The 20609-nt window shown below is 72.9% G+C and carries 20 protein-coding genes and 1 pseudogene; 13 read left to right on the top strand and 8 right to left on the bottom strand.

The genetic code is table 11. The features are described from left to right. Positions 1–699: 699 nt before the first annotated feature. Both CA983_RS00940 and CA983_RS00935 read left to right on the top strand, forming a co-directional pair. Positions 700–1386 (top strand): annotated as a pseudogene (locus CA983_RS00940) (helix-turn-helix domain-containing protein); the annotation flags it as partial. 58 nt (positions 1387–1444) lie between these two features. Beyond that, positions 1445–2635 (top strand): CaiB/BaiF CoA transferase family protein, encoded by a 1191-nt coding sequence (locus tag CA983_RS00935; protein WP_086598926.1) that lies wholly within the window; start codon positions 1445–1447, stop codon positions 2633–2635. A 19-nt stretch (positions 2636–2654) separates the two neighbouring features. Here the strand turns inward: CA983_RS00935 and CA983_RS00930 are convergent, their stop codons facing one another. Together CA983_RS00930 and CA983_RS00925 are read right to left on the bottom strand one after the other, a co-directional pair. Then, on the bottom strand, positions 2655–3638 hold the full coding sequence (locus CA983_RS00930; protein ID WP_086598925.1) for a TerC family protein: 984 nt from the start codon (positions 3636–3638) through the stop codon (positions 2655–2657). Positions 3639–3722: 84 nt separating this feature from the next. Further along, positions 3723–4367 carry a phosphoribosyltransferase gene (locus tag CA983_RS00925; protein WP_086598936.1) on the bottom strand — a complete coding sequence of 215 codons (645 nt, stop codon included), beginning with the start codon at positions 4365–4367 and terminating at the stop codon, positions 3723–3725. Between the two features lie 272 nt (positions 4368–4639). On the opposite strand from CA983_RS00925, the gene CA983_RS00920 reads away from it, so the two are divergent. Further along, positions 4640–5884 (top strand): polysaccharide pyruvyl transferase family protein, encoded by a 1245-nt coding sequence (locus CA983_RS00920; RefSeq protein WP_086598924.1) that lies wholly within the window; start codon positions 4640–4642, stop codon positions 5882–5884. Positions 5885–5920: 36 nt separating this feature from the next. Continuing rightward, the gene (locus CA983_RS00915; RefSeq protein ID WP_086598923.1) at positions 5921–7360 is read left to right on the top strand and encodes an FAD-dependent oxidoreductase; all 1440 of its coding nucleotides are present in this window, start codon (positions 5921–5923) and stop codon (positions 7358–7360) included. A gap of 12 nt (positions 7361–7372) precedes the next feature. On the opposite strand, the gene CA983_RS00910 is transcribed toward CA983_RS00915, so the two are convergent. Continuing rightward, positions 7373–8029, bottom strand: coding sequence for a dienelactone hydrolase family protein (locus CA983_RS00910; protein WP_086598922.1), 657 nt, complete (start codon positions 8027–8029; stop codon positions 7373–7375). Positions 8030–8199: 170 nt separating this feature from the next. On the opposite strand from CA983_RS00910, the gene CA983_RS00905 reads away from it, so the two are divergent. The 4 genes from CA983_RS00905 to CA983_RS00890 are packed head-to-tail and all read left to right on the top strand — an operon-like array spanning position 8200 to position 11493. After that, the gene (locus CA983_RS00905) at positions 8200–9180 is read left to right on the top strand and encodes a GlxA family transcriptional regulator (protein WP_086598921.1); all 981 of its coding nucleotides are present in this window, start codon (positions 8200–8202) and stop codon (positions 9178–9180) included. Between the two features lie 58 nt (positions 9181–9238). Continuing rightward, complete coding sequence (locus tag CA983_RS00900) at positions 9239–9841, top strand: DJ-1/PfpI family protein (RefSeq protein WP_086598920.1); 603 nt, start codon at positions 9239–9241, stop codon at positions 9839–9841. A 56-nt stretch (positions 9842–9897) separates the two neighbouring features. Then, positions 9898–10353: an archease gene (locus CA983_RS00895; RefSeq protein WP_086598935.1), complete on the top strand. Its 456-nt coding sequence runs from the start codon at positions 9898–9900 to the stop codon at positions 10351–10353. Positions 10354–10386: 33 nt separating this feature from the next. Next, entirely contained in the window at positions 10387–11493 is a 1107-nt protein-coding gene (locus CA983_RS00890; protein WP_086598919.1) for a CapA family protein, read from the top strand. Between the two features lie 119 nt (positions 11494–11612). On the opposite strand, the gene CA983_RS00885 is transcribed toward CA983_RS00890, so the two are convergent. Beyond that, complete coding sequence (locus tag CA983_RS00885; protein ID WP_086598918.1) at positions 11613–12632, bottom strand: sigma-70 family RNA polymerase sigma factor; 1020 nt, start codon at positions 12630–12632, stop codon at positions 11613–11615. Positions 12633–12739: 107 nt separating this feature from the next. Between CA983_RS00885 and CA983_RS00880 the strand changes: the two genes are divergently transcribed. Beyond that, the gene (locus CA983_RS00880; protein ID WP_086598934.1) at positions 12740–13192 is read left to right on the top strand and encodes a YbhB/YbcL family Raf kinase inhibitor-like protein; all 453 of its coding nucleotides are present in this window, start codon (positions 12740–12742) and stop codon (positions 13190–13192) included. Positions 13193–13368: 176 nt separating this feature from the next. Continuing rightward, the gene (locus tag CA983_RS00875) at positions 13369–14631 is read left to right on the top strand and encodes an MFS transporter (RefSeq protein WP_086598917.1); all 1263 of its coding nucleotides are present in this window, start codon (positions 13369–13371) and stop codon (positions 14629–14631) included. A 61-nt stretch (positions 14632–14692) separates the two neighbouring features. Here CA983_RS00875 and CA983_RS00870 read toward each other — a convergent pair whose 3' ends face one another. After that, complete coding sequence (locus CA983_RS00870) at positions 14693–15121, bottom strand: VOC family protein (RefSeq protein WP_086598916.1); 429 nt, start codon at positions 15119–15121, stop codon at positions 14693–14695. A gap of 270 nt (positions 15122–15391) precedes the next feature. Between CA983_RS00870 and CA983_RS00865 the strand changes: the two genes are divergently transcribed. Both CA983_RS00865 and CA983_RS00860 read left to right on the top strand, forming a co-directional pair. Next, positions 15392–15766, top strand: coding sequence for an SH3 domain-containing protein (locus CA983_RS00865; protein ID WP_086598915.1), 375 nt, complete (start codon positions 15392–15394; stop codon positions 15764–15766). A 61-nt stretch (positions 15767–15827) separates the two neighbouring features. Then, a complete protein-coding gene (locus tag CA983_RS00860) occupies positions 15828–16202 on the top strand; it encodes a peptidase M23 (RefSeq protein WP_086598914.1) in 375 nt (124 codons plus the stop codon). A 65-nt stretch (positions 16203–16267) separates the two neighbouring features. Here the strand turns inward: CA983_RS00860 and CA983_RS00855 are convergent, their stop codons facing one another. Continuing rightward, positions 16268–16717 (bottom strand): hypothetical protein, encoded by a 450-nt coding sequence (locus CA983_RS00855; protein WP_086598913.1) that lies wholly within the window; start codon positions 16715–16717, stop codon positions 16268–16270. A 257-nt stretch (positions 16718–16974) separates the two neighbouring features. Here CA983_RS00855 and CA983_RS00850 point away from each other — a divergent pair, with 257 nt between their 5' ends. Then, positions 16975–18144 carry an SH3 domain-containing protein gene (locus tag CA983_RS00850; protein ID WP_086598912.1) on the top strand — a complete coding sequence of 390 codons (1170 nt, stop codon included), beginning with the start codon at positions 16975–16977 and terminating at the stop codon, positions 18142–18144. Between the two features lie 69 nt (positions 18145–18213). Here CA983_RS00850 and CA983_RS00845 read toward each other — a convergent pair whose 3' ends face one another. Further along, the gene (locus tag CA983_RS00845; RefSeq protein WP_086598911.1) at positions 18214–19770 is read right to left on the bottom strand and encodes a serine/threonine-protein kinase; all 1557 of its coding nucleotides are present in this window, start codon (positions 19768–19770) and stop codon (positions 18214–18216) included. Continuing rightward, positions 19767–20570 (bottom strand): serine/threonine protein kinase, encoded by an 804-nt coding sequence (locus CA983_RS00840; RefSeq protein ID WP_086598910.1) that lies wholly within the window; start codon positions 20568–20570, stop codon positions 19767–19769. Before CA983_RS00840 ends, CA983_RS00845 begins: the two co-directional genes overlap by 4 nt. Positions 20571–20609: the final 39 nt, after the last annotated feature.

Below are 20609 nucleotides of genomic sequence, written 5' to 3'. Positions count from 1 at the left end.
GCCTCTGCCGGGGCGGCGCCGGGCGCCATGCCCCCTGCTCCTGCCGGGGCGACACCGGGCGCCATGCCCCCTGCTCCTGCCGGGGCGACACCGGGCGCCACGCCCCCTGCTCCTGCCGGGGCGACACCGGGCGCCACGCCCCCTGCTCCTGCCGGGGCGACACCGGGCGCCATGCCCCCTGCTCCTGCCCGGTCGACGCCAGGCGCCATGCCCCCTGCTCCTGCCCGGTCGACGCCGGGCGCCATGGACCCGGACCGTGCCAGGGCTGCGTCCGGCGTGGTCGACACCGACCGTGCCGGGGCAGCGTCCCACGCGATGGGCACGGACCATGCCGGGTCTGCGTCCGGCGTCGTGAACGCAGCCCCCGACGGGTCGGCCCTGGGCGCCGTGGAGATGGACCGCGCCAAGGCGGCATCCGGCGTCATCGATACCGGCCACGCCGGAACGGCGCCCTACGCCATGGACAGGCACCATGCCGGGTCTGCGTCCGGCGTCGTGAACGCTGCCCCTGACAGGTCGGTACCGGGGGCAGTGAACGCGGACCGCGCGAGGACCGCGCCCAGCGTCATCAGCGCCGCCCCTGACGGGTCGGCGGCAGGCGCCGGGAACACGGATCGCGACAGGACGACGTCTCGCATGGTCGACACCGACCGGGGCACGGCTGCGTCCCGCGGCGGCCAGGTCGGGCGTGGCCGGGTCGCGCCGAGCGTGGTCGACGCGGTGATTCTCGAGCGTGCCGCCGGTGCCATACGGCTCGTTCTCGACCGCACCCGCGGACGGGCCCCGGCCGATGATCCGGCGCTGGTCGAGACCCTCCTCGACGGCACGGCACCGGAACCGGCCCGGCTGCATGCCGCTCGCCGCCTCGGCCTGGATCCCACGGTCCCGGCCCGGGCTCTCGCCCCGCTGAACGACCGGCCACGCGTCGTGCCCACCGGGGCGGAGGCCGGCGCGGTCGGACGGCTCGGTGTCGGGTCGGCCGTTCCCGTGCTGGAGCTCCCCCGGTCGTGGGCCGAGGCGCGTACCGCCCTGCGTTTCACCGCCGAGGGCACGCCGCAGGACCCCGGGCCGCGGGTCGTGTACGCCGACGAGCTGGGCGGCATCGCCCTCCTCGCCGATCTCGTCGTACCGGGTGCCGAACCGCCGCCCGACGTCCGTGCCCTGGAGACGGCCGTGGCGACCACGCCCTGGCTGTCGGCGACGCTGCACGCGGTCGCGTACACGGCGAGCTTGCGGGCGGCCGCCTCCGAGATCAACGTCCACCACTCGACGCTCCAGGACCGGCTGGCCCACGCCGAGCACCTGCTCGGCTGGCCGGTGCGCACCCCGCAGGGCCGGCTCCGGCTGCAACTGGCACTGGTCGTGCGGCACCTGGCCCGGCCGTAGCCGTCGCTGGGAGAGACTGTCCGGGCGCCGTCCGGTACGAGGTTCAGGAGCATGAGGCATGAGCGTGCAGCGGTATCCCCTGGCCGGGGTCACGGTGGTCAGCCTGGAGCAGGCCGTGGCCGCGCCCTACGCCACCCGGCAGCTCGCCGACCTCGGCGCCCGTGTGATCAAGGTGGAGCGGCCGGGCGGCGGCGACTTCGCCCGCCGGTACGACACGACCGTGCACGGCCACTCCAGCTATTTCGTGTGGCTCAACCGGTCCAAGGAGTCCCTCACGCTGGACCTCAAGGACCCACGGGGCCGCGAGATCCTGTACGAACTCCTCGACGGCGCCGACGTGTTCGTGCAGAACCTCGCCCCGGGCGCCGCCGGCCGGCTCGGTCTGGACGCCGCCACCGTGACCAGCCGCCGCCCCGGTCTGATCCCGTGCACGATATCCGGCTGGGGCACGACCGGCCCCTGGGCCGACCGCAAGGCGTACGACCTGCTGGTGCAGTGCCAGACCGGGCTGGTGTCCCTCACGGGAACCCCCGAGGGGAACGCCCGGACCGGGATCTCCGTCGCCGACATCGCCGCCGGGATGTACGCCTACAGCGGCATCCTCACAGCCCTGTACACCCGCGCCGTCACCGGCGAGGCCCACCCGGTGGAGGTGTCCCTGTTCGAGGCGCTGGCGGAGTGGATGGGCCAGCCCGCCTACTACACCCGGCACGGCGGCACCCAGCCCCCGCGCCTCGGCACCCAGCACGCCACCATCGCGCCGTACGGGACGTACGAGGCCGCCGACGGCAAGGAGGTGCTGTTCTCCATCCAGAACGAGCGGGAGTGGGCGGCCCTGTGCACCGAGTTCCTCGGCCGGCCGGAGCTGGTCGGCGACGCGCGCTTCGCCACCGCCTCCGACCGCGTCGCACACCGCGAGGAGCTCAACACGATCGTCGCCGCCCGCTTCGCCCGTTCCGGCTCCGAGGAGATCCTCAAGGACCTGGAGGCCATCGGCATCGCCTGCGCCGGGGTCAACGACGTCGCCGCGTTCCTGGACCACCCGGTGCTGACCGCCCGAGGACGCTGGACCGAGGTCGCGGTGCCGGGCGCCACGGTGGAGGCCCTGCTCCCGCCGGCCGACCTCGCGGGCCTGCCCGCCCGGATGGACCCCGTACCGGCGGTCGGCGAGCACACCGGATCGATCCTCGCCGAGCTGGGCCGCACCGAGGAGGAGGTGGCGGCCCTGCGGGCGGACGGCGTCGTCTGACGTCCCCGACTGGGCGGACCTACCGGGACCCGGTGGCCCGCTTCGCCTCTTCGGCCTCGGCCTCCTGCTTCTTCGAAGCCCGCAGGCTGGTGATCGTCGTGACGGCCAGGACCAGCACGATGAAGCTCAGCGAGAAGGGGATGCTGATCTCGGGCACGTGGACGCCGGACTCGTGCAGGGCGTGCAGCACCAGCTTCACGCCGATGAAGCCCAGGATGATCGACAGGCCGTAGGAGAGGTGGACCAGCCTCTTCAGCAGGCCGCCGATGAGGAAGTACAGCTGGCGCAGCCCCATCAGGGCGAAGGCGTTCGCGGTGAACACGATGTACGGGTCCTGCGTCAGGCCGTAGATCGCGGGGATGGAGTCGAGGGCGAACAGCACGTCGGTGGAGCCGATCGCGAGCATCACGACCAGCATCGGGGTCATGACCCGCTTGCCGTTCTCCTGGATCCACAGCTTGGTGCCGTGGTAGCGGTCGGCCACGCCGAAGCGATCCTCCGCCATCTTCAGCAGCTTGTTCTCCTGGTACTCCTCCTCGTGGTCCTGCTTGCGGGCGTCCTGGATCAGCTTCCAGGCGGTCCAGATGAGGAAGGCTCCGAAGATGTAGAACACCCAGGAGAAGGCGGAGATGATCGCCGCGCCGGCCGCGATGAAGCCGGCCCGCAGCACCAGGGCCATCAGCACGCCGACCATCAGCACCCGCTGCTGGTACTGCGAGGGCACCGCGAACTTGCCCATGATCAGGACGAACACGAAGAGGTTGTCGACGCTCAGCGACTTCTCGGTGATGTAACCGGCGAAGAACTCACCGGTGGGCCCGCTCCCACCGAAGTACCAGAGCCCCAGCCCGAACAGCACGGCCAGGATGATCCACACCACCGTCCACGTACCGGCTTCCTTGACGGACACGTCGTGGGGCTTGCGGCCGATGAAGAAGTCGACGGCGACGAGCAGGCACAGAGCTGCCACGGTCAGCAGCCACACGGATAGCGAGACGTTCACTGGTGCTCCTGTTACAGGTGTGGGGATGGCACATCGTTGTCCGACGTGGCTGATTTCCGCCACACCTGAAAGGTGAACACTTGGTCACAGCTGTGCGTGCAGGGCCTCCAGGACGTCCTGGTCCGTGAGCTGGTCGAAGTTCTCGTACCAGAGGCCCACGGCCATGAACGCGGCGGGCTGGTGCAGGCAGATCACCTCGTCGGCCTCGGCGCGCATCAGCTCGGCCGCCTCCGGGGAGCACACCGGCGCGGCCAGCACCACCCGTTCAGGCGCCTGACGGCGGACGAATCGCAGCGCGGCCCGGGCCGTGGAACCGGTCGCCAGGCCGTCGTCGACCACGATCACGGTGCGTCCTCGCAGGTCGGGTGCGGGACGGCCCTGCCGGTACAGCGCCTCGCGGCGGCGCAGTTCCACGCGCTCCCGCTCGATGACGGGCGCGAGCGCGGCCTCGCTGAGGCGCAGGTGGCGCATGGCGTCCTCGTCGAGGAGCGGCACCTCGTCCCCGGCCATCGCGCCGACGCCGAACTCCTCCTGGGAGGGCGCCCCGATCTTCCGTACGACGAGCACGTCGAGCGGGGCGTCCAGCGCCGCGGCGACCTCGCGCGCCACGGCGACCCCGCCGCGGGGCAGGGCGAGGACGAGGGGATCGGGCAGCGCCCCCTCGCGCTGCCGGGTACGCAGTGTTTCGGCCAGTTCCCCGCCGGCCTGCCGGCGATCACGGAACCGCATGACGGTCACCTCTGCTTCCCGCACGGAGAGGACCCTCGGCCGGTCCGGCTCCCGCGTACCCCCCGGCCCACCGGACAATGCACACCTCACCTACCGGACAATGCGCACTTTCCGGACCTCCGTCACACTCGGAACGCGGGGTGTTTCCGGGCGTGCGGCTCAGGCAACCCGGGACCGTGCGCACGGCACGAACCGTTCGTACGGCACGGTCCTTTCCGCACGACCGGCACACCAGGCCACTGAGCAGACTCCGACGCGACGGGAGCACCCGGATGACCACTGCCCCTTCTCATCCACAGCCCGCCCGGTCGGGCCCGCGCATCGGCGTGCTGGGTTCGTACGGCGGCTTCAACATCGGCGACGAGTCGATCCTGACCTGTGTCCTGCGCTGTCTGCGCGCTCAGCGGCCCGAGGCCCGGCTGGTCGTCTTCAGCCGCAACGCCGAGCACACCCGGGTCCATCACCCGGGCGCCGACGAGGTGGTGGACTGGGAGGGTGTCAGCCGCAACCACGTCCTGGACGCGCTGGCCTCGCTGGACGTCCTGGTCCTCGGCGGCGGCGGGCTCCTCTTCGACGGTGAGGCACGCCGCTATCTGCGCCTCGTCCGGGCGGCACAGGAGCGCGGCATCCGTACCTTCGCCTACGCCATCGGCGCCGGCCCGCTGCGCGAGGCCGACGACCGGGAGGCCGTGCGCAACGTGCTGGCGGACATGGACGACGTCGTGGTGCGGGACGAGGAGTCCAAGCTGGTGCTGGAGGAGGTCGGTGTCGAACGCGACGTCGTCGTCACCGCCGATCCGGCGCTGCTGCTGGAGCCGGAGCCGTTCACCGAGGAGATGATGCGCCACGAGGGCGTGCCCACCGACTCGCGTCTGGTGGGGATGTCGGTACGGGAGCCGGGCCGGGCGGCCGAGAAGCTGGACGAGGGCGACTACCACGCGCTGCTCGCCGACGTCGCCGACTTCCTCGTCCGCCGGCTGGACGCGCACGTGGTGTTCCTGCCGATGGAGCGGCACGACGTGCGGCACGCGCACGCCGTGCTGTCCCACATGACCGCTCCCGACAAGGGGCGGATCCTGCACGGCTCGTACAGCCCGGGTCAGGTCCTCGGCTTCATGCGCCATCTGGACCTGGCGGTCGGCATGCGCCTGCACTTCGTGATCTTCGCGGCGCTCTCCGGGCTGCCGGTGCTGCCGCTGCCCTACTCCGGCAAGGTCTTCGACTTCGCACGGCGGATGGGTGCTCCGGCGCTGGTGGGCGTGGCACGGGAGCAGGCCGGGCTGCTGCTGGCGGAGGTGGACCGGCTGTGGGACGAGTACCCGGAGCGCCGGGAGGAGCTGCACTCCCGCGTCCGGGAACTGTCCACGCAGGCCCTGGAGACCTGCGCCCGCTGCGGAGTCCTGCTGGACGAGGTCGACGGCGGCACCAAGGCGGCCATCGGCACCGCTCCCCTCCTGGACCCGCAGGCAGAACCACCGCATCCGCCCACTGCCGAACCCCGTCCGCTGGGCGTGTGACGCCGACGCCGAGGCCCCGCCCGCGGGAGGACACCGATGCCGATCCTGCAAGAACCGCGCGAGCCCCGCACGGTCACCCTGCCCGAACGGCCCGCCCAGCACGGCGGCCGGACGCAGGTCCTGGTGGTCGGCGGCGGCCCGGCCGGGTTCGCCGCCGCGGTCGCGGCGGCCGACGCCGGGGCCGAGGTCGTCCTGGTGGAGCGCTACGGATTCCTGGGCGGCAACGCGACCGCGGCCCTGGTCATGCCGCTGATGTCGTTCCACAACGAGCACAAGCAGGCCACGTTCACCGAGTCCGGGGACGAGGCCCGGCTGCTGCCCACCGACCACGGCGAGGGCGAGCCGGTCGTCCAGGGCGTGCTGTGGCAGCTGCTGGACCGGCTCATGGGGCGTGGCGGCTGTCTGAAGCCCTCCCCCAGGACCGGCTACACGGTCCCCTTCGACCCGGAGCTCTTCAAGCTGGTCCTGCTCGAGATGATGGACGAGGCGGGCGTGCGGATGCTGTTCCACGCCTTCGCCTCCACCGCGCTGCGCCTCGACGACGGCTGGCGTGTGGTGTTCGAGACCAAGTCGGGGCCGGTGGTGATCGACGCCGACGTGGTCGTGGACGGCACGGGCGACGGTGACGTCGCGGCGGCCTGCGGGGCGCCGTACGAGATCGGCCGGCCGGAGGACGGGCTGGTGCAGCCGATGACGCTGATGTTCCGGGTGGCGGACTTCGCCCGGCCGGACTTCGCGGAGTACGTGCGGAAGCATCCCGACCAGTGGCGCGGGGTGCACGGCCTGTGGGACCTGGTCGAGGAGGCCCGGGCCGACGGTGATCTGCGGCTGCCGCGCGAGGACATCCTGTTCTTCGCGACGCCGCATCCGCGCGAGGTCAGCGTCAACAGCACCCGCGTGAACAGGGTGCTCGGCACCAGCGTGTGGGACCTGACCCGGGCCGAGTACACCGCCCGGCACCAGCTCGCGCAGATCGACCGCTTCCTGCGCACCCGCGTGCCCGGCTTCGAGGAGTCGTACGTGGTGCAGAGCGGGACCCACATCGGCGTCCGGGAGACCCGGCGCGTCGTCGGGGACTACCACCTCACCGGCCACGACATCCTGGCCGCCCGCCGCTTCCCGGACGTCGTCGCGCACGGCGCCTACCCGGTCGACATCCACAACCCGCGCGGCTCCGGAACGGTCCTGAAGCGGGTGCCCACGGGCAGCTTCTACGACATCCCGCTGCGCTGCCTCGTGCCGAAGGGCACGGAGCGGCTGCTGGTGGCGGGCCGCTGCATCTCGGGGACGCACGTGGCGCACTCGTCGTACCGGGTCATGCCGATCGCGATGGCGACCGGGCAGGCGGCCGGCGTGTGCGCCGCGCTGACCGTGCGTCACGGACACGGGCCGCGGGGTGTGCCGTACCGGCTCGTGCAGCGGGAACTGCTGCGGCAGGGCGCCCGGTTGCGCATCGACCTGCCGGTGACGGGCTGACGCGGGCCGCCGTCAGCCCGCCGCGGTCCTCAGCTGGTCGTGGCACCACTGCCGGGCCACCTCGGTGACCTGGCCGAGCGTGCCCGGCTCCTCGAACAGATGCGTGGCTCTGGGCACCACATGGATGGTGTGCGGGACGTGCAGCCGTCGGGCCGCTTCCTCGTTGAGCCGCAGCACCTGCTGGTCCCGGCCGCCCACGAGCAGCAGTACCGGAGCCCGCACGGCGTCCAGGGCGTCGCCCGCGAGGTCGGGCCGCCCTCCGCGCGAGACGACCGCCTGCACCCGGTCGGGGCGTTCGGCGGCGGCGACCAGGGCCGCGCCCGCGCCGGTGCTGGCGCCGAACAGGACGACGGGCAGGCGCTGAGTGCCGGGCGACTGTGCCAGCCAGTCGATGGCTGCCACCAGCCGGCGGCCCAGCAGGGGGATGTCGAAGCGGAGTTCGGCGGTGCGGACGTCCAGCCGCTCCTCGTCCTCGGTGAGCAGGTCGATCAGCAGGGTGCCGAGTCCGGCGGTGCGCAGGCCGGCGGCGACCTCGCGGTTGCGGGGGCTGTGCCGGGAGCTGCCGCTGCCGTGCGCGAACAGCACGACCGCGCGGGCGGCCGGCGGCACGGTCAGATCGCCGGTGAGCGCGGCGCCGTCGGCGGGCACGGTGACCGTCTGGGAGATCATCGGGGCCTCCTCTCCCCCAGTTCCCGGATTCACGGGGGCCGTTCGCACCCGGTTGCCGGGTCCTTCCGCCCGCCTACCCACACTGCGGCAGCCGTCCCGGATCCGGCATGGCGCGATCTGTGGGATGTGTGTCGTTGACGCCATGGCGCGGGCCGGAGGAGTGTGGAGACGTGACCGACCGCCGTATCGTCTTCGTCGTCTTCGACGGCTTCCAGCCGCTCGACCTCACCGGCCCGCACGAGGTGTTCCGCAGCGCGGGCGACGACTACGCCTGCGAGGTCGTGGCGCCCCGGGCGGGACCGGTCAGGTCGGGCAGCGGGCTGCTCGTGCACGCCGGGCACGGCGTGGCGGACCTCGGCCCGGCCGGGATCGACACGCTCGTGGTGGTCGGCGGCCGGGGTGTCGACCGGGCCCGGCAGGACGAGGCGCTGGTCTCCTGGATCGCCGCCGCGGCGGCCGGTGCCCGGCGCGTGGCCTCGGTGTGCAGCGGGGTGTTCCTGCTGGCGGCGGCGGGGCTGCTGGACGGGCGCCGGGTCACCACGCACTGGGCCCGCGAGGAGCAGTTGGCCCGGGAGCACCCCGAGGTGCGGGTGGACTGTGAACCGATCTTCGTCCGGGACGGGCGGGTGTGGACGTCGGCCGGTGTGACGGCCGGCATGGATCTGGCGCTCGCCCTGGTGGAGGACGATCTGGGCCGGGACGTCGCGCACGCGGTGGCCCGGCAGCTCGTGCTGTTCCTGCGCCGGCCGGGCGGCCAGTCGCAGTTCAGCGTGGCGCTGTGGTCGCGGCAGCCGGCGACGGACCCGGTGCGGGCCGCCGTCACCGCGATCCACGCCGATCCTGGTGCACGGCACGACATCGCCGGGCTCGCCGCGCACGCCGGGCTGAGCCCCCGGCACCTCCAGCGCCGTTTCGCCGCCGAACTGGGCGTGCCGCCGGCCGCGTACGTGGAGCGGGTGCGCGTCGAGGCGGCGCAGCTTGCCCTCACCGAGGGCGACGAACCGGTCGAGGCCATCGCCCGCCGCTACGGCTTCGCCACCGCCGAGACCCTGCGCCGCACGTTCCACCGGCGGCTCGGCATCGCGCCGTCGGACTACCGCGCCCGCTTCCGCTCCACCGCGGAACCCGCCGACGCTCGCCACGTCTCGTAGCAGCGCTCACCACGTCTCGTAGCAGCGCTCACCACGTCTCACAGAAAGGGGAACCCGTATGACGACATACGGCCTGCTGGTCTTCGAGGACGCCGAGGAACTCGACTTCGTGGGGCCCTGGGAGGTCTTCACCGTCTCCGCCCGGCTCCGCGACGGCGCCGACTCGGCCGTGCTCATCGCCGAGCACCCCGGGCCCGTGCGCTGCAACAAGGGCCTGCGTGTCCTGCCCGACCACACCCTCGACGACCATCCGCCCCTGGACGTGCTGCACGTGCCGGGCGGCCGGGGAGCGCGGGAGGTCCAGCCGCACAACCCGGTGGTCACCGACTGGATCGGGAAGACGGCCGGACAGACCGCATGGGTGCACGGCGTGTGCACGGGCACGTTCCTCCTGCACGCCGCCGGGCCGGCCCGCGGACGCCGGGTGGCCACCCACTGGAGCCACGAGGACACTCTCCAGGCACTCGGCGACGTGACCGTCGTCCGGGACGCCCGCTACGTCGTGGACGGCAACCTGATCACCAGCCAGGGCGTCTCGGCCGGCATCGACAGCGCGCTGTGGCTGGTCGGGCGACTGCACGGCCGTGACCACGCGCGGGCCGTACGGCGCTACATCCAGTACGACCCGGCGCCGCCGTACCTCGCGGACGAGCCCGTTTGATCGACGCACCGGGCCGGTCGCTGCATGGGGGCGCGAGCCTCGGGCAGTCGATGTTCATGGGCGGTGACAGGGGCGACGACGGGCAGGGACGGCAGGCGGGCGAGTGCGGGCACCGGGCGGTGCCGCATCCGGAGCACATCAGGATCGAGGCGTGGGCGGCGTGCCGGGAGCACTGTCTGGCGGAGGCCGTCCTGGCGATGGTGGAGTGCTTCGCGGACGTCTCGGGAGTGCGTCCGACCGCCGTGGACCGGGTGCGGCTGGCCGCGGCCAGCGACGACGACCTGCTCGCCTCGCTGCTGGACGAGATCATCTTCCGGCTGGAGGAGTACGGCCAGGTGCCCGTGGACGTGGAGGCGGACGAGGCCGACGGCGGCCTGGACGTGCGGCTGGCGGTCACCGGCCTCGCGGACGTGGAGATCACCGGGGCGGTTCCGGTGGCCGTCGCGTGGAACGAGATGCGGATCGGGCCGGATCCGTACGGGTGGTCGTGTGCGGTGACGGTCGACGCCTGACCCCGCCGGCCGGGGTGCCCCTACCGTGGAGGTGTGGGCGACGGCGTCGTGACGCTGTTCCTGTGCGGTGACGTGATGCTCGGGCGCGGCGTCGACCAGATTCTGGCGCACCCCGGTGATCCGGCACTGCGGGAGGCGTACGTCGAGGACGCGCGGTCCTACGTCCGGCTGGCGGAGTCGGCGCACGGCCCGGTGCCGGCGCCCGTCGATCCGTCCTGGCCGTGGGGCGAGGCGCTGCGGGTGCTGGACGAGGCCGGCCCGGACGCCCGGATCGTGAACCTGGAGACGTCGGTGACGTCCGGCGACACGTTCGCCCCGGACAAGGAGATCCACTACCGGATGCACCCGGCCAACCTGCCGGCCCTGGCGGTGGCCCGGCCCGACGTGACCGTCCTCGCCAACAACCACGTCTTGGACTTCGGCCGCCCGGGCCTGCTGGAGACCCTGGACGCGCTGGCCCGGGCGGGACTGCGGACGGCGGGTGCGGGTCGTGACGCCGAGCAGGCGTACGCACCCGCCGTGGTCCCCCTCCCCGGGGGCCGCCGCCTGCTGGTCCTCGCCCTCGGGGCGCGCTCCAGCGGCATCCCGCCCGGCTGGGCGGCCACGGCGGATCTGCCCGGTGTGGCGTACGTGCCCGAACTCTCGCCCGCCGCGGCCGACTCCGTGCTGCGGCATGTGAGGCGGACCCGACAGGCCGGTGACATGCTCGTCGTGTCCGTGCACTGGGGCACGAACTGGGGGTTCCGTGTGCCCCGGGAGCAGGTCCGTTTCGCGCACGCCCTGGTGGACGGCGGGGTCGACGTCGTCCATGGCCACTCCTCTCACCACCCCCGCCCGCTGGAGGTGTACCGGGACCGGCTGATCCTGTACGGCTGCGGCGACTTCGTCGACGACTACGAGGGCATCACCGGATACGAGGAGTACCGCGACGACCTGCGGCTGGCGTTCCTCGCCTCGGTCGATGTGGACAGCGGCCGACTGGCGGGGCTGCGCATGGTGCCGCTGCGGGCGCGCCGGATGCGACTGGAGCCCGCGTCCCGGGCGGACCGCGCGTGGCTGCGGACGACGCTCGACCGGATCAGCGGCGGGGTGGGGGTGACGCTGGAGCCGGACGGCTCGCTGGCGTTGACGCGCGGATGAACCGGTGGCGGCTCGGTCGGCCGGTCCGGTGACACCGCATGACCCGGGAGGTCAGTCCGCCCGGGCCACCAGCCGGAGCCGGGGGACAGCCCGCCAGGCCACCAGCCGCAGCCGGGAGGTCAGCCCGCCCAGGCCACCAGCCGCTCCCGGTTCTCGGGCGCCCGCAGCCGGGCCAGGGACTCCTTCTCCAGCTGGCGTACCCGCTCGCGGGTCAGGCCGACGCGGCGGGCGACCTCGTCGCGGGTGCGGGTGTGGCYGTCGTGCAGGCCGTAGCGGAGGCTGAGGATCATGGCCTCGCGGGGCGCCAGCGTGCCGACGGCCTCGCGCAGTTCCTCGGCGAGGGCCTGGTACTCGGCCACCTCCGGGGCCTGGAGGACCTCGGTGTCGGGGATGAGGTCGCCGACCACGGTCTCGCCGGTCTCGTCCACGGGCGTGTCGAGGCTGACGGCCTGCCGGCCGACGCGGCGCAGCCAGCCGATCCTGTCGGCGGCGAGGCCGCTCTCCCGGGCCACCTCCTCGATGCTCGGTTCGCGTTCCAGGTCCAGTTGCAGACGCCGTTCGATCTTGGCCACCTTCTGGAGCTGCTCGACGACGTGCATCGGCAGCCGCACGGTGCGCGCGTGCGCGGCCAGGCCCCGCTCGATCGCCTGGCGTATCCACCAGGTCGCGTACGTGGAGAACTTGAAGCCCTTGGTGTGGTCGAACTTCTCCACGGCCCGGATCAGCCCCAGGTTGCCCTCCTGGATGACGTCCAGCAGGGGCAGCCCCCGGTGGGCGTGCCGTTTGGCCATCGACACGACGAGCCGGAGGTTGGCCCGGACCATGCGGTCCTTGGCGGCCTGCCCGTCCCGGGCGGCCTCCTCCAGCTGCCCGCGCCGCTCCGGCGCGAGATCGAGTTCACCGGCGTCGGCCCGTTCCAGTTCCTCCAGCGCCCGCACGCCGGCCTGCATCCGCCGGGCCAGCCGGACCTCGTCCTCCGCCGTGAGCAGCGGTGTCGCCGCGATCTGTGTGAGGTACTGGCCGAGGAGGTCGGGTTCCTCGTCGGGCTCGGGAATGCGGTTGCGCAGCCGTGCGGTGCGAGCGGGGGCGCGGCGGTCCTCCCGGGCATCCGCCGCGCGGTCTTCTGCCAGGGGAGACATGCTCGTGGCCTCCGTCCCCTACCTCGTTCGGGAAGTGTCCCGGGTACCCGGGGGAAACGGCCGTGAACCGTGTGTCCGGGTGGTTCGCCGGGGGTACCCCGGGGCACATGACCGGCATCGAACTGCGCAGCGACGCGTTCAACGACCATTCCTTCATCGCGCGCCGGTACGCGTACGAGGGACCGAACGTCTCTCCGCCGCTGACCTGGGGCGGCGTACCGGACGACGCGGCCGAACTGGTCCTGCTCTGCGAGGATCCCGACGCCCCGTCGGGCACCTTCGCGCACTGGGTCGTGGTCGGCATCGACCCGCACAGCGACGGGGTCGAGGCCGGGCACTGCCCACCGGGCGGCACGGAACTCGTGAACGGCTACGGGCAGCGTGGCTGGGGCGGTCCGCATCCCCCGCCCGGGGACGACGCACACCACTACTTCTTCCGGCTGTACGCCTTGTCCGAACCGTGCGTCCTGCCCGACGCGCCCCGCGCGGACCAGGTGCACGAGGAGGTCGAGAAGCGCCGCATCGCGGACGGCACGCTGGTGGGGCTCTACCAGCGCTGAGCGGGATCACGGGGCTGAGACGGCGCAGGGGTGGGACCGCCCGTCTCTCCGTGTGTCACAACGGTTGGTTGTGGCTGGGGTGACGGACGGTTGTTTGCCCGGGCGTCCCGGCGCCCGCTTGGATGGCTGCCGGTCAACACCGGGTTGTCCGCGGGAGCTGGGGGTGTGCGCCGGGTATGGCGGGCAGGCGGTCGCTGGGGCGGCGGTTCGGGTGGTTGTGGGGTGCGTACGCGGTCAGCACGGCCGGCACCTGGCTCGCGTTCGACGCGTTCGCGCTGATCGCGGTCCTCGTGCTGGATGCCGGACCGACACAGGTGTCGCTGCTGGCGGCGGTGGGACCGGCGGTCGGCGCGGCCGTGTCGGTGCCGCTCGGGCCGTGGGTGGAGATCCGCCGCAAACGGCCGGTGATGATCGCGACGGACCTGATCCGGTGCGCGGTGCTGCTGAGCATCCCCGTGGCGTTCGCCCTGGGCCGGGTGAGCTTCGGCCAGCTGCTGCTGGTGTCGGTGGCCGTCGCGGCGTCCGACATCACCTTCAACGCGGCGGCCGGGGCGTTCCTGAAGGGGCTGCTGCCGCGGCGGGACCTGCTCGTCGCGAACGGGCGGTTCGAGGCGACGACCTGGACGGCCAGCATGGTCGGGCCGCCGCTGGGCGGGGCCGCGATCGGGCTGTTCGGTCCGGTGACGACCGTGGTGGCCGACGCGGTGAGCTACCTGCTCTCGGCGTTCGGCCTCCGGGCGATCGGCGGCGAGGAGAAACACCCAGTGCGGCCCGCGTCCGGCGCAGCCCGGCCCCGGGCGGGCGATCTCCTCGACGGCTGGCGCTACATCCTGGCCGACCCGGCGCTGCGCCCGCTGTTCTTCAACACGGTCCTCGCCAACTCCCTGATCATGGCGGCCTCTCCCCCGCTCATGGTCCTGATGGTCGATGATCTGCGCTTCGCCCCCTGGCAGTACGCGCTCGCCTTCGCGGTGCCCTGCACGGGCGGCCTGCTCGGCTCACGCCTGGCACCACGGCTCGTCACACGGTTCGGACGGCACCGGGTCATGCTCACCGCGGGGGTGCTGCGGGCGTGCTGGTCGCTCGGGCCGGCCTTCGTCGGCCCCGGTGCGGCCGGGCTGGCGCTGGTCATGGTGGTCGAGTTCGGGCTGATCACCTGCTGTGCCGTGTTCAACCCGGTGTTCGCCACGTACCGCCTCGAACGGACCCCCGCGGACCGGGTCATCCGCACCCTGTCCGCCTGGTCGGCGACCGGAAAGGCCACCACAGCGGCCGTGACCGCCCTGTGGGGCCTGCTGGCCCACCTGACCGGCCCCCGTACGGCCATCGCCCTCGCCGGCGTCTTCCTCCTCTTCACCCCTGTCCTGCTCCCCCGCCGCGACCACACGCCGGACACCGGCTCCGAGCCGGCTCCCCTGGCGCTGAAGGACGGCGGCTGAATCACGCCGTCCCCGGGCCGGGGACGGGAGCGGCGTCGCCCCGTCCCCGGCCCGGGCCGGCTCAGACGGCCCCGGGCACGTCCTCCGTGACGCCGTTCAGCGGCGAGGACGGGTCCGTGCCGTACGGACGGGTGATGATCTCCAGGCCGTGGCCCGCCGGGTCGAGGAAGTACACGCCCCGGCCGCCGTCGTGGCGGTTGATCTTGCCCGGGTGGTTGCCGTGCGGGTCGGCCTGGATGGGGATCCGGGCCGCGACGAGCCGGGCGAGAGCCTCGTCGAACTCTTCCTCGGAGACGAGGAACGCGTAGTGCTGCATGGGGATGTCGGCGTCGATGGTGAGGAAGTCCAGCGTGACGCCGTTGGCGGTCGTCACCGGCAGGAACACCCCGGCCGGTGCCCCGACCTCCAGACCCAGGATCTCCGCGAGAAAACGAGCGGACTTCTCCCGGTCACGGGACAGGACGATGGTGTGATTGAACTCGACTGACACGGTTGAATGCCTCCACGGGCATCTCCGCGGCACCTCCATGCCTCACCCGGACGGTGACCGGCACGCGATGCCGCGCGGTGGATCGTAGGCAGAGGTGGTTGCGGTCGTCGAGCGGTTTTCGGCCGTATCGCGCCGCCCACGCCCAGCGGGGCCAACTACCCTCGCTCGTACCCCTGTTGTCCCGCAGGACCCTGACAATTGTCAGGGACCGCGTCGCCCCGGCTCTCCCTACAGTTCTGAGCGTCGGCCACACCTCAGGGGGAACTCGACATGTCCACTCGCATCTTCGCCAGGGCCGCGCTCGTCGGCGCCGGGGCGCTCGCACTGCTCGGCCCGCTCACCGCGGGGACCGCAGCCGCCTCCGCCGCTGGCGAGCAGGGCGGCGCCCGCATCATGGCCGCGCCGTACGCGGTCGTACCGTACGAGACCGTCAACGTCCGCTACGGGCCGGGCACTTCCTACGGAATCCTGGCCACCGTTCCGGCGGGCCAGCCGCTCGGCGCCTACTGCTGGACCCGCGGCCAGCGCATCGTCGACAACGGCTACAGCAACGACGTCTGGGTGAAGCTCCTCGAGGGCTACGTCAGCGCCGTGTACCTCAAGGGCAACGAGTACGGCGACCTGCCCGCCTCGGCGCGCTGCTGACCCGGATCACGACCACTCCCGACCACACCATCCTCACCATCGTCCTACGGGGGACAGACACATGAAGCGCATGATCAGCCGTACCGCCATGGGCCTCGCCGCGGCCGCGCTCGCCGTCGGCGGCCTCGCCACCACGGCCCAGGCGGCCCCGGCCGTCGCCAACGGCGGCGACCCGACTCTCACCGACGTCTACATCTGGGCCACCGACGTCAACCTGCGCCAGGAGCCGACCACCGACTCCCCGCGGCTCGCGGTCCGTTCGCAGTGGTGGGCGGACGCCATCTGCCAGAAGCAGGGCCAGACCGTGCACGACCCGGCCGTCGGCACGAACAACTGGTGGACCGCCGTCATGGAGTTCTCGGGCAGCGACGTCGCCTGGGTGAACAACCTGTACATCCGGGGCGGCCAGAAGATCGCCGGCGTCCCGGACTGCTGACGCACCTCCCCTCCACACGCCTGTGGCGGGCCACGGGGAGACCGGTGGCCCGCACAGGCTCGTGCTCAGTACCAGCCGGTCTCGGTCAGGTCGTGGCCGTCGCACGAGAGCACGGCGCGCGAGACGCGGCCGTGGAGGTTGTTGCCCATCTGCGTGTAGGCGTAGGTGATGCCGGGGTCGACGCTTTCGGAGACCCAGCCGTCGACACGTCCCACGCCGTTGTTGGAACGGTGGAGTACGGCGACGCAGCCGGGCCGGGAGTTCTCGATGCGTGCGAAGGAGCCGCACTTGTCGGAGTAGAAGTACTTCAGGGCCATGCCTTCGGCGTACTTGGTGGCCCCGATCTGCCGGAACGTGCCCGAGCAGTAGGTGGTCGTGGGGTACTGCCCCTCGTTCCCGTAGGCCCCGTAGTTGCCTCCCGAGTACGGCGCGGCCTGGGCGGAGGTCGGGAGAAGCGCCATCACCGCGGCGGCGCCCCCGGCGGCCAGCAGTGTCCTGAGCGATCGGCGGCTCATGAGCCCTCTTTCGTGTGTCGGCGGGTGTTCCGGTCGTGACCGTACGGGCGTCACCGCAGCTGCGACACCTGACACTTATCAGGGTCGAACGCGACAGGTCGCCTCGTTCGCCACAGGTCACCTCGTTTTCGGGAGCCCTGACATTCGTCAGGACCGGCCGCACCGCTCGGGCTCCTAGGGTGTCGGCGCGGGACCAAGGCTCCGCCGGACAACCGTCCGACCGGGCACCGGGCTCCCGGCGACCAGGAAGGGCAACCATGCGCATACTCCTGCGCGCCGCCGCGGCGCTCGCGACCGTCGTCACGGTCGCTGCGCTGCCGGGCGGCGCGGCGGCACTCCCCCGGCCGGGGACGACCGCTCAGGCCGCCAGAAGCGCTCAGATTCCGGACGGTGTCACCGCCGGCGTCGCGGTCTTCGACCGCCGCACCGGCACGTTCACCGAACAGGCCGACGAGAGCGCGCGGTTCCGCTCCGCCTCGGTCGTCAAACTGCTGCTGACCCTGGACTTCCTGTGGAACCGCGGGCCCGGCTACACGATCCCGGAGGCCGACCGGGCGCGGCTGGAACCGATGCTGCGCAGCAGCGACGACAAGGCCGCGAACCACTACTGGTCGGAGTACGGCGGCTCGGCGATCATCGACCGGATGAGCACCCGGCTCGGTCTGCGCGACACCGCGCCGCCGCCCGCCGGGTACGAGGGCTACTGGGGCTACACCGCCCTCTCGGCCCGGGACACCGTGGCGGTCTACCGCTACATCCTGGACAAGGCGCCCGCCCCCGTCCGCGACTTCGTCATGGACAACCTGCGCCGCTCCACGCGCTGCGCCTCGGACCGCTTCGACCAGCACTTCGGCATCGCGGGCTCGTTCGACCGCCCCTGGGCGGTGAAGCAGGGCTGGTCCGGGGAGTACGGGAAGGGGACCTGCGGCGCATCGGGGGCGGCTGCCGAGGCGGAGCCGGCCGCCGCCTCCGATGCCCGGGCGGCCGCCGGCGTGGACCTCACCCGCCCGGCCCTGCACACCACCGGCACGGTGGGCGCGGACGACCGCACGATCGTGGCCGTGCTGACGCTGCATCCGGCCGGCACGTCGTACGGGAAGGCCTACACCGACCTCGGCCGGCTGACCCGCTCGCTGAACGTGCCGGGCGGGGCGCGGCCGACGGGGTCCTGGTTCGGCACCTGGGGCGAGTTCGTGAACGTACGGAAGGGCCCGGCCACGGGCGACGCCCGGGTCACCCAACTCCCGGCCGGGGTCGAGGTGCTGGTGGGCTGCCAGACCCGGGGTCAGGTGGTCAGCGTGCCGCCCTACACCAACGAGTGGTGGGCCTATCTGCCCCAGTACGGCGGCTACATCTCCAACATCTACGTCAGCTCGCCGGACAACCGGCTGCCGAACGTCCCGGAGTGCGGCTCGCCGCGGCCGTGACGGGAACGGGGGACGAGCGGTGGGCGGGGCCCTGACGGGTCCGGCCCACCGCTCGCGCACATCCGGAGGTCAGCGCTCGTACTCGGCGAGATAGCCCAGCACCTTGTCCACGTGCGGGCGTACCCGTGCGGGGACGCCGCCCTCCTCGATGACCGTGCGGTCGCTGGTGCGGTAGCCGGCCGCGACCAGCGCGGGCAGGTCCTTCTTCGGCAGTCCCTCCTGTTTGAAGCGCTGGTCGAGCCAGCACACGTACAGGCTCATGGTGGCGATCGCGTCCGGTGGCGACATGTGGTCCTTGTCGCCGTCGCCGTCCCCGTCCACCGCCCAGGCCCGGAACACCGACGGCGTCCACATGGCGATGCCGTACTCCTCGCTCTCCGGGCGGGCCGCGTCGGCGTCGAAGCCGCTCTCGGCCTTGAGGAGCGCGGCKAGCAGGGCGGGGGTGATCTCCTCGTCGGTGCAGCGGTGGGCGGCGCGGGCGATGACGGGACGCAGCGCCTCGGGTACGTCGGAGTCCTCCGGGATCTCACCGGGCACCGGGCTGCGCGCGCCGGTGACGGCAGCCGGAGTGCCTCGGTCGCGGTCGTCGTCCCGGGTGTCGCCGGCTCCGTCGAGGAATGCCGCCCCGGCGACTGCGGCGGCGGTCAGGACGACGAGCCCGGCCGCCACGGCCGGCACCAGGCGCCGCCGGCGGCGGAGCGGATCGCCGGTGAGGTCCTCGACGCGGGCGGCGATGCCACGGGCCGTGTGCGGGAGCCGGGTGGTGTGGTCCGGTGCCAGGCAGTCGGCGATCAGCCGGCGCATGTCGTCGCCGAGGCCGGCGTCGAGCCGCAGGGGTGCGGTGCCGCGTGCGTAGGCCTGGGCGGCGAGGGAGCGGGCCCGGGCCGTGGCGCCCGGGAAGGGGTGGAGGCCGCCGGTGAGCACCTGGTGGGCGAGGACGCCGAAGGCCCAGATGTCGGCGGTGGGCCGGACGACGGCGCCCTGGGTGCCGGTGCGCTGGGACCACCACTCGGGCGGCAGGTGGTCGAGGGTGCCGAGCGGCGGCAGATGGGCGTGGGTGCCGTCGAGTTCGGTGGCCAGCCCGAAGTCCGCCAGCCACACCTGCCCGCCAGGGCCGAGCAGGACGTTGGCGGGTTTGAGGTCGCCGTGCACCCAGCCGGCGTCGTGCATGTGGGCGAGTCCGGCGGCGACTCCGCGCAGGACGCGGTCGGCGCCGTCGATCGGCCCGCCGGTGGCGGCGGCGTCCAGGACCTCCTTCAGGCTGGCCTCGGCACGGTCCATGACCAGCGCTATGGCACCGTCCAGGGCGGGCAGTTCCGGTGCCTCGACGGTGCACACGGCGTGGGTCCGCACGAGGTGGGGGTGATCGGCCTCGGCGCTGAACCGGACCTCACGCTCGACGAGTTCCCCGAGCGCGGCGCGCTGCCCGGGCCCCAAGGCGCCGGTCGGGAGCACCTTCACGGCCGCGGGCGTGCCGTCGGCGACGCTGCGGGCCTCGTAGACGGTCCCCCAGCCGCCGGAGCCGATGACCGCGCACACCTCCCAGCCCTCGATCCGGAAACCCTCCGGGAGGCGGGGCGGTCCGGGTATCTCCAGGTCGTCCGGGACGTCGTCGGATCTCGTCATGCGCCCGCCTCCTGCGGCGTGAGACGGCCGGCTCCGCGGGACGGCAGCAGGCCGAGGTGCTCTTCGCGTACGAGACCGAAGCGCAGGGCGACGGAGGCGAGCCGGGAGCGCTTGGCTCCGGTGCGGCCGCCGTCGGCTCCGGTCGCGGTCTCCTCGCCGAGGTCCAGGCGCAGTTTGGCGAAGGCCAGGTAGTCGATGTGGTAGTTGACGGCGGAGCGGGTCAGGTCCCGGCAGGACTCCAGCGGCCGCAGCCGCTCCACGATCTGCCCGACCCCGGGCAGCGCCGTGTCGGAGGGGTCGCGCAGCCGGGGTTCGCACAGGGCCACCAGCACGAGGAAGTACTTCGACGTCGGGTCCAGGGCGAAGGGGTGGACGGTCTGTTCACCGCCGCCCTGCGCGGACTGCTCACCGAGGTAGGCGTGCTGGGGTGCGAACACCTTGAAGGTCGCGGTGCCGGACAGGGCCGGGAGCACCACGCGCGAGAACTCGAACGGCACGGGCGCGCCGAGCCGCCCCGGGGCGACGGTCAGGTACTCGCCGGCTCCCTCCAGGTTCTCCACGACGTACGACACGCTGCGGCTGAAGTTGGACAGCCGCCAGTAGTCCCCGGCCGCCTCCAGCTGCCCGGCCCGGCGTGAGATCCCGGGGTCGGTCAGCACGATGCGCACCCCCGCGCCGCCGGGCGTGCCGCGGCCGAAGTCGGCGATGTCCCCGGGCCCCAGATGGATCAGCTCGGGCCTGCCCGTCTCGTCCGCACCCCACTGTGTGGGGCCGGGCAACTGCACGATGATGGTTTCCACGCGGACTCCCCCGCTGATGACGCCCCCGATTTGGTCGCG

The sequence above is a fragment of the Streptomyces swartbergensis genome (genome assembly GCF_002148965.1).
Classification (GTDB): domain Bacteria; phylum Actinomycetota; class Actinomycetes; order Streptomycetales; family Streptomycetaceae; genus Streptomyces; species Streptomyces swartbergensis.
Note: the sequence above shows the minus strand (reverse complement) of the source record. Positions and strands in the feature narration are given on the sequence as shown.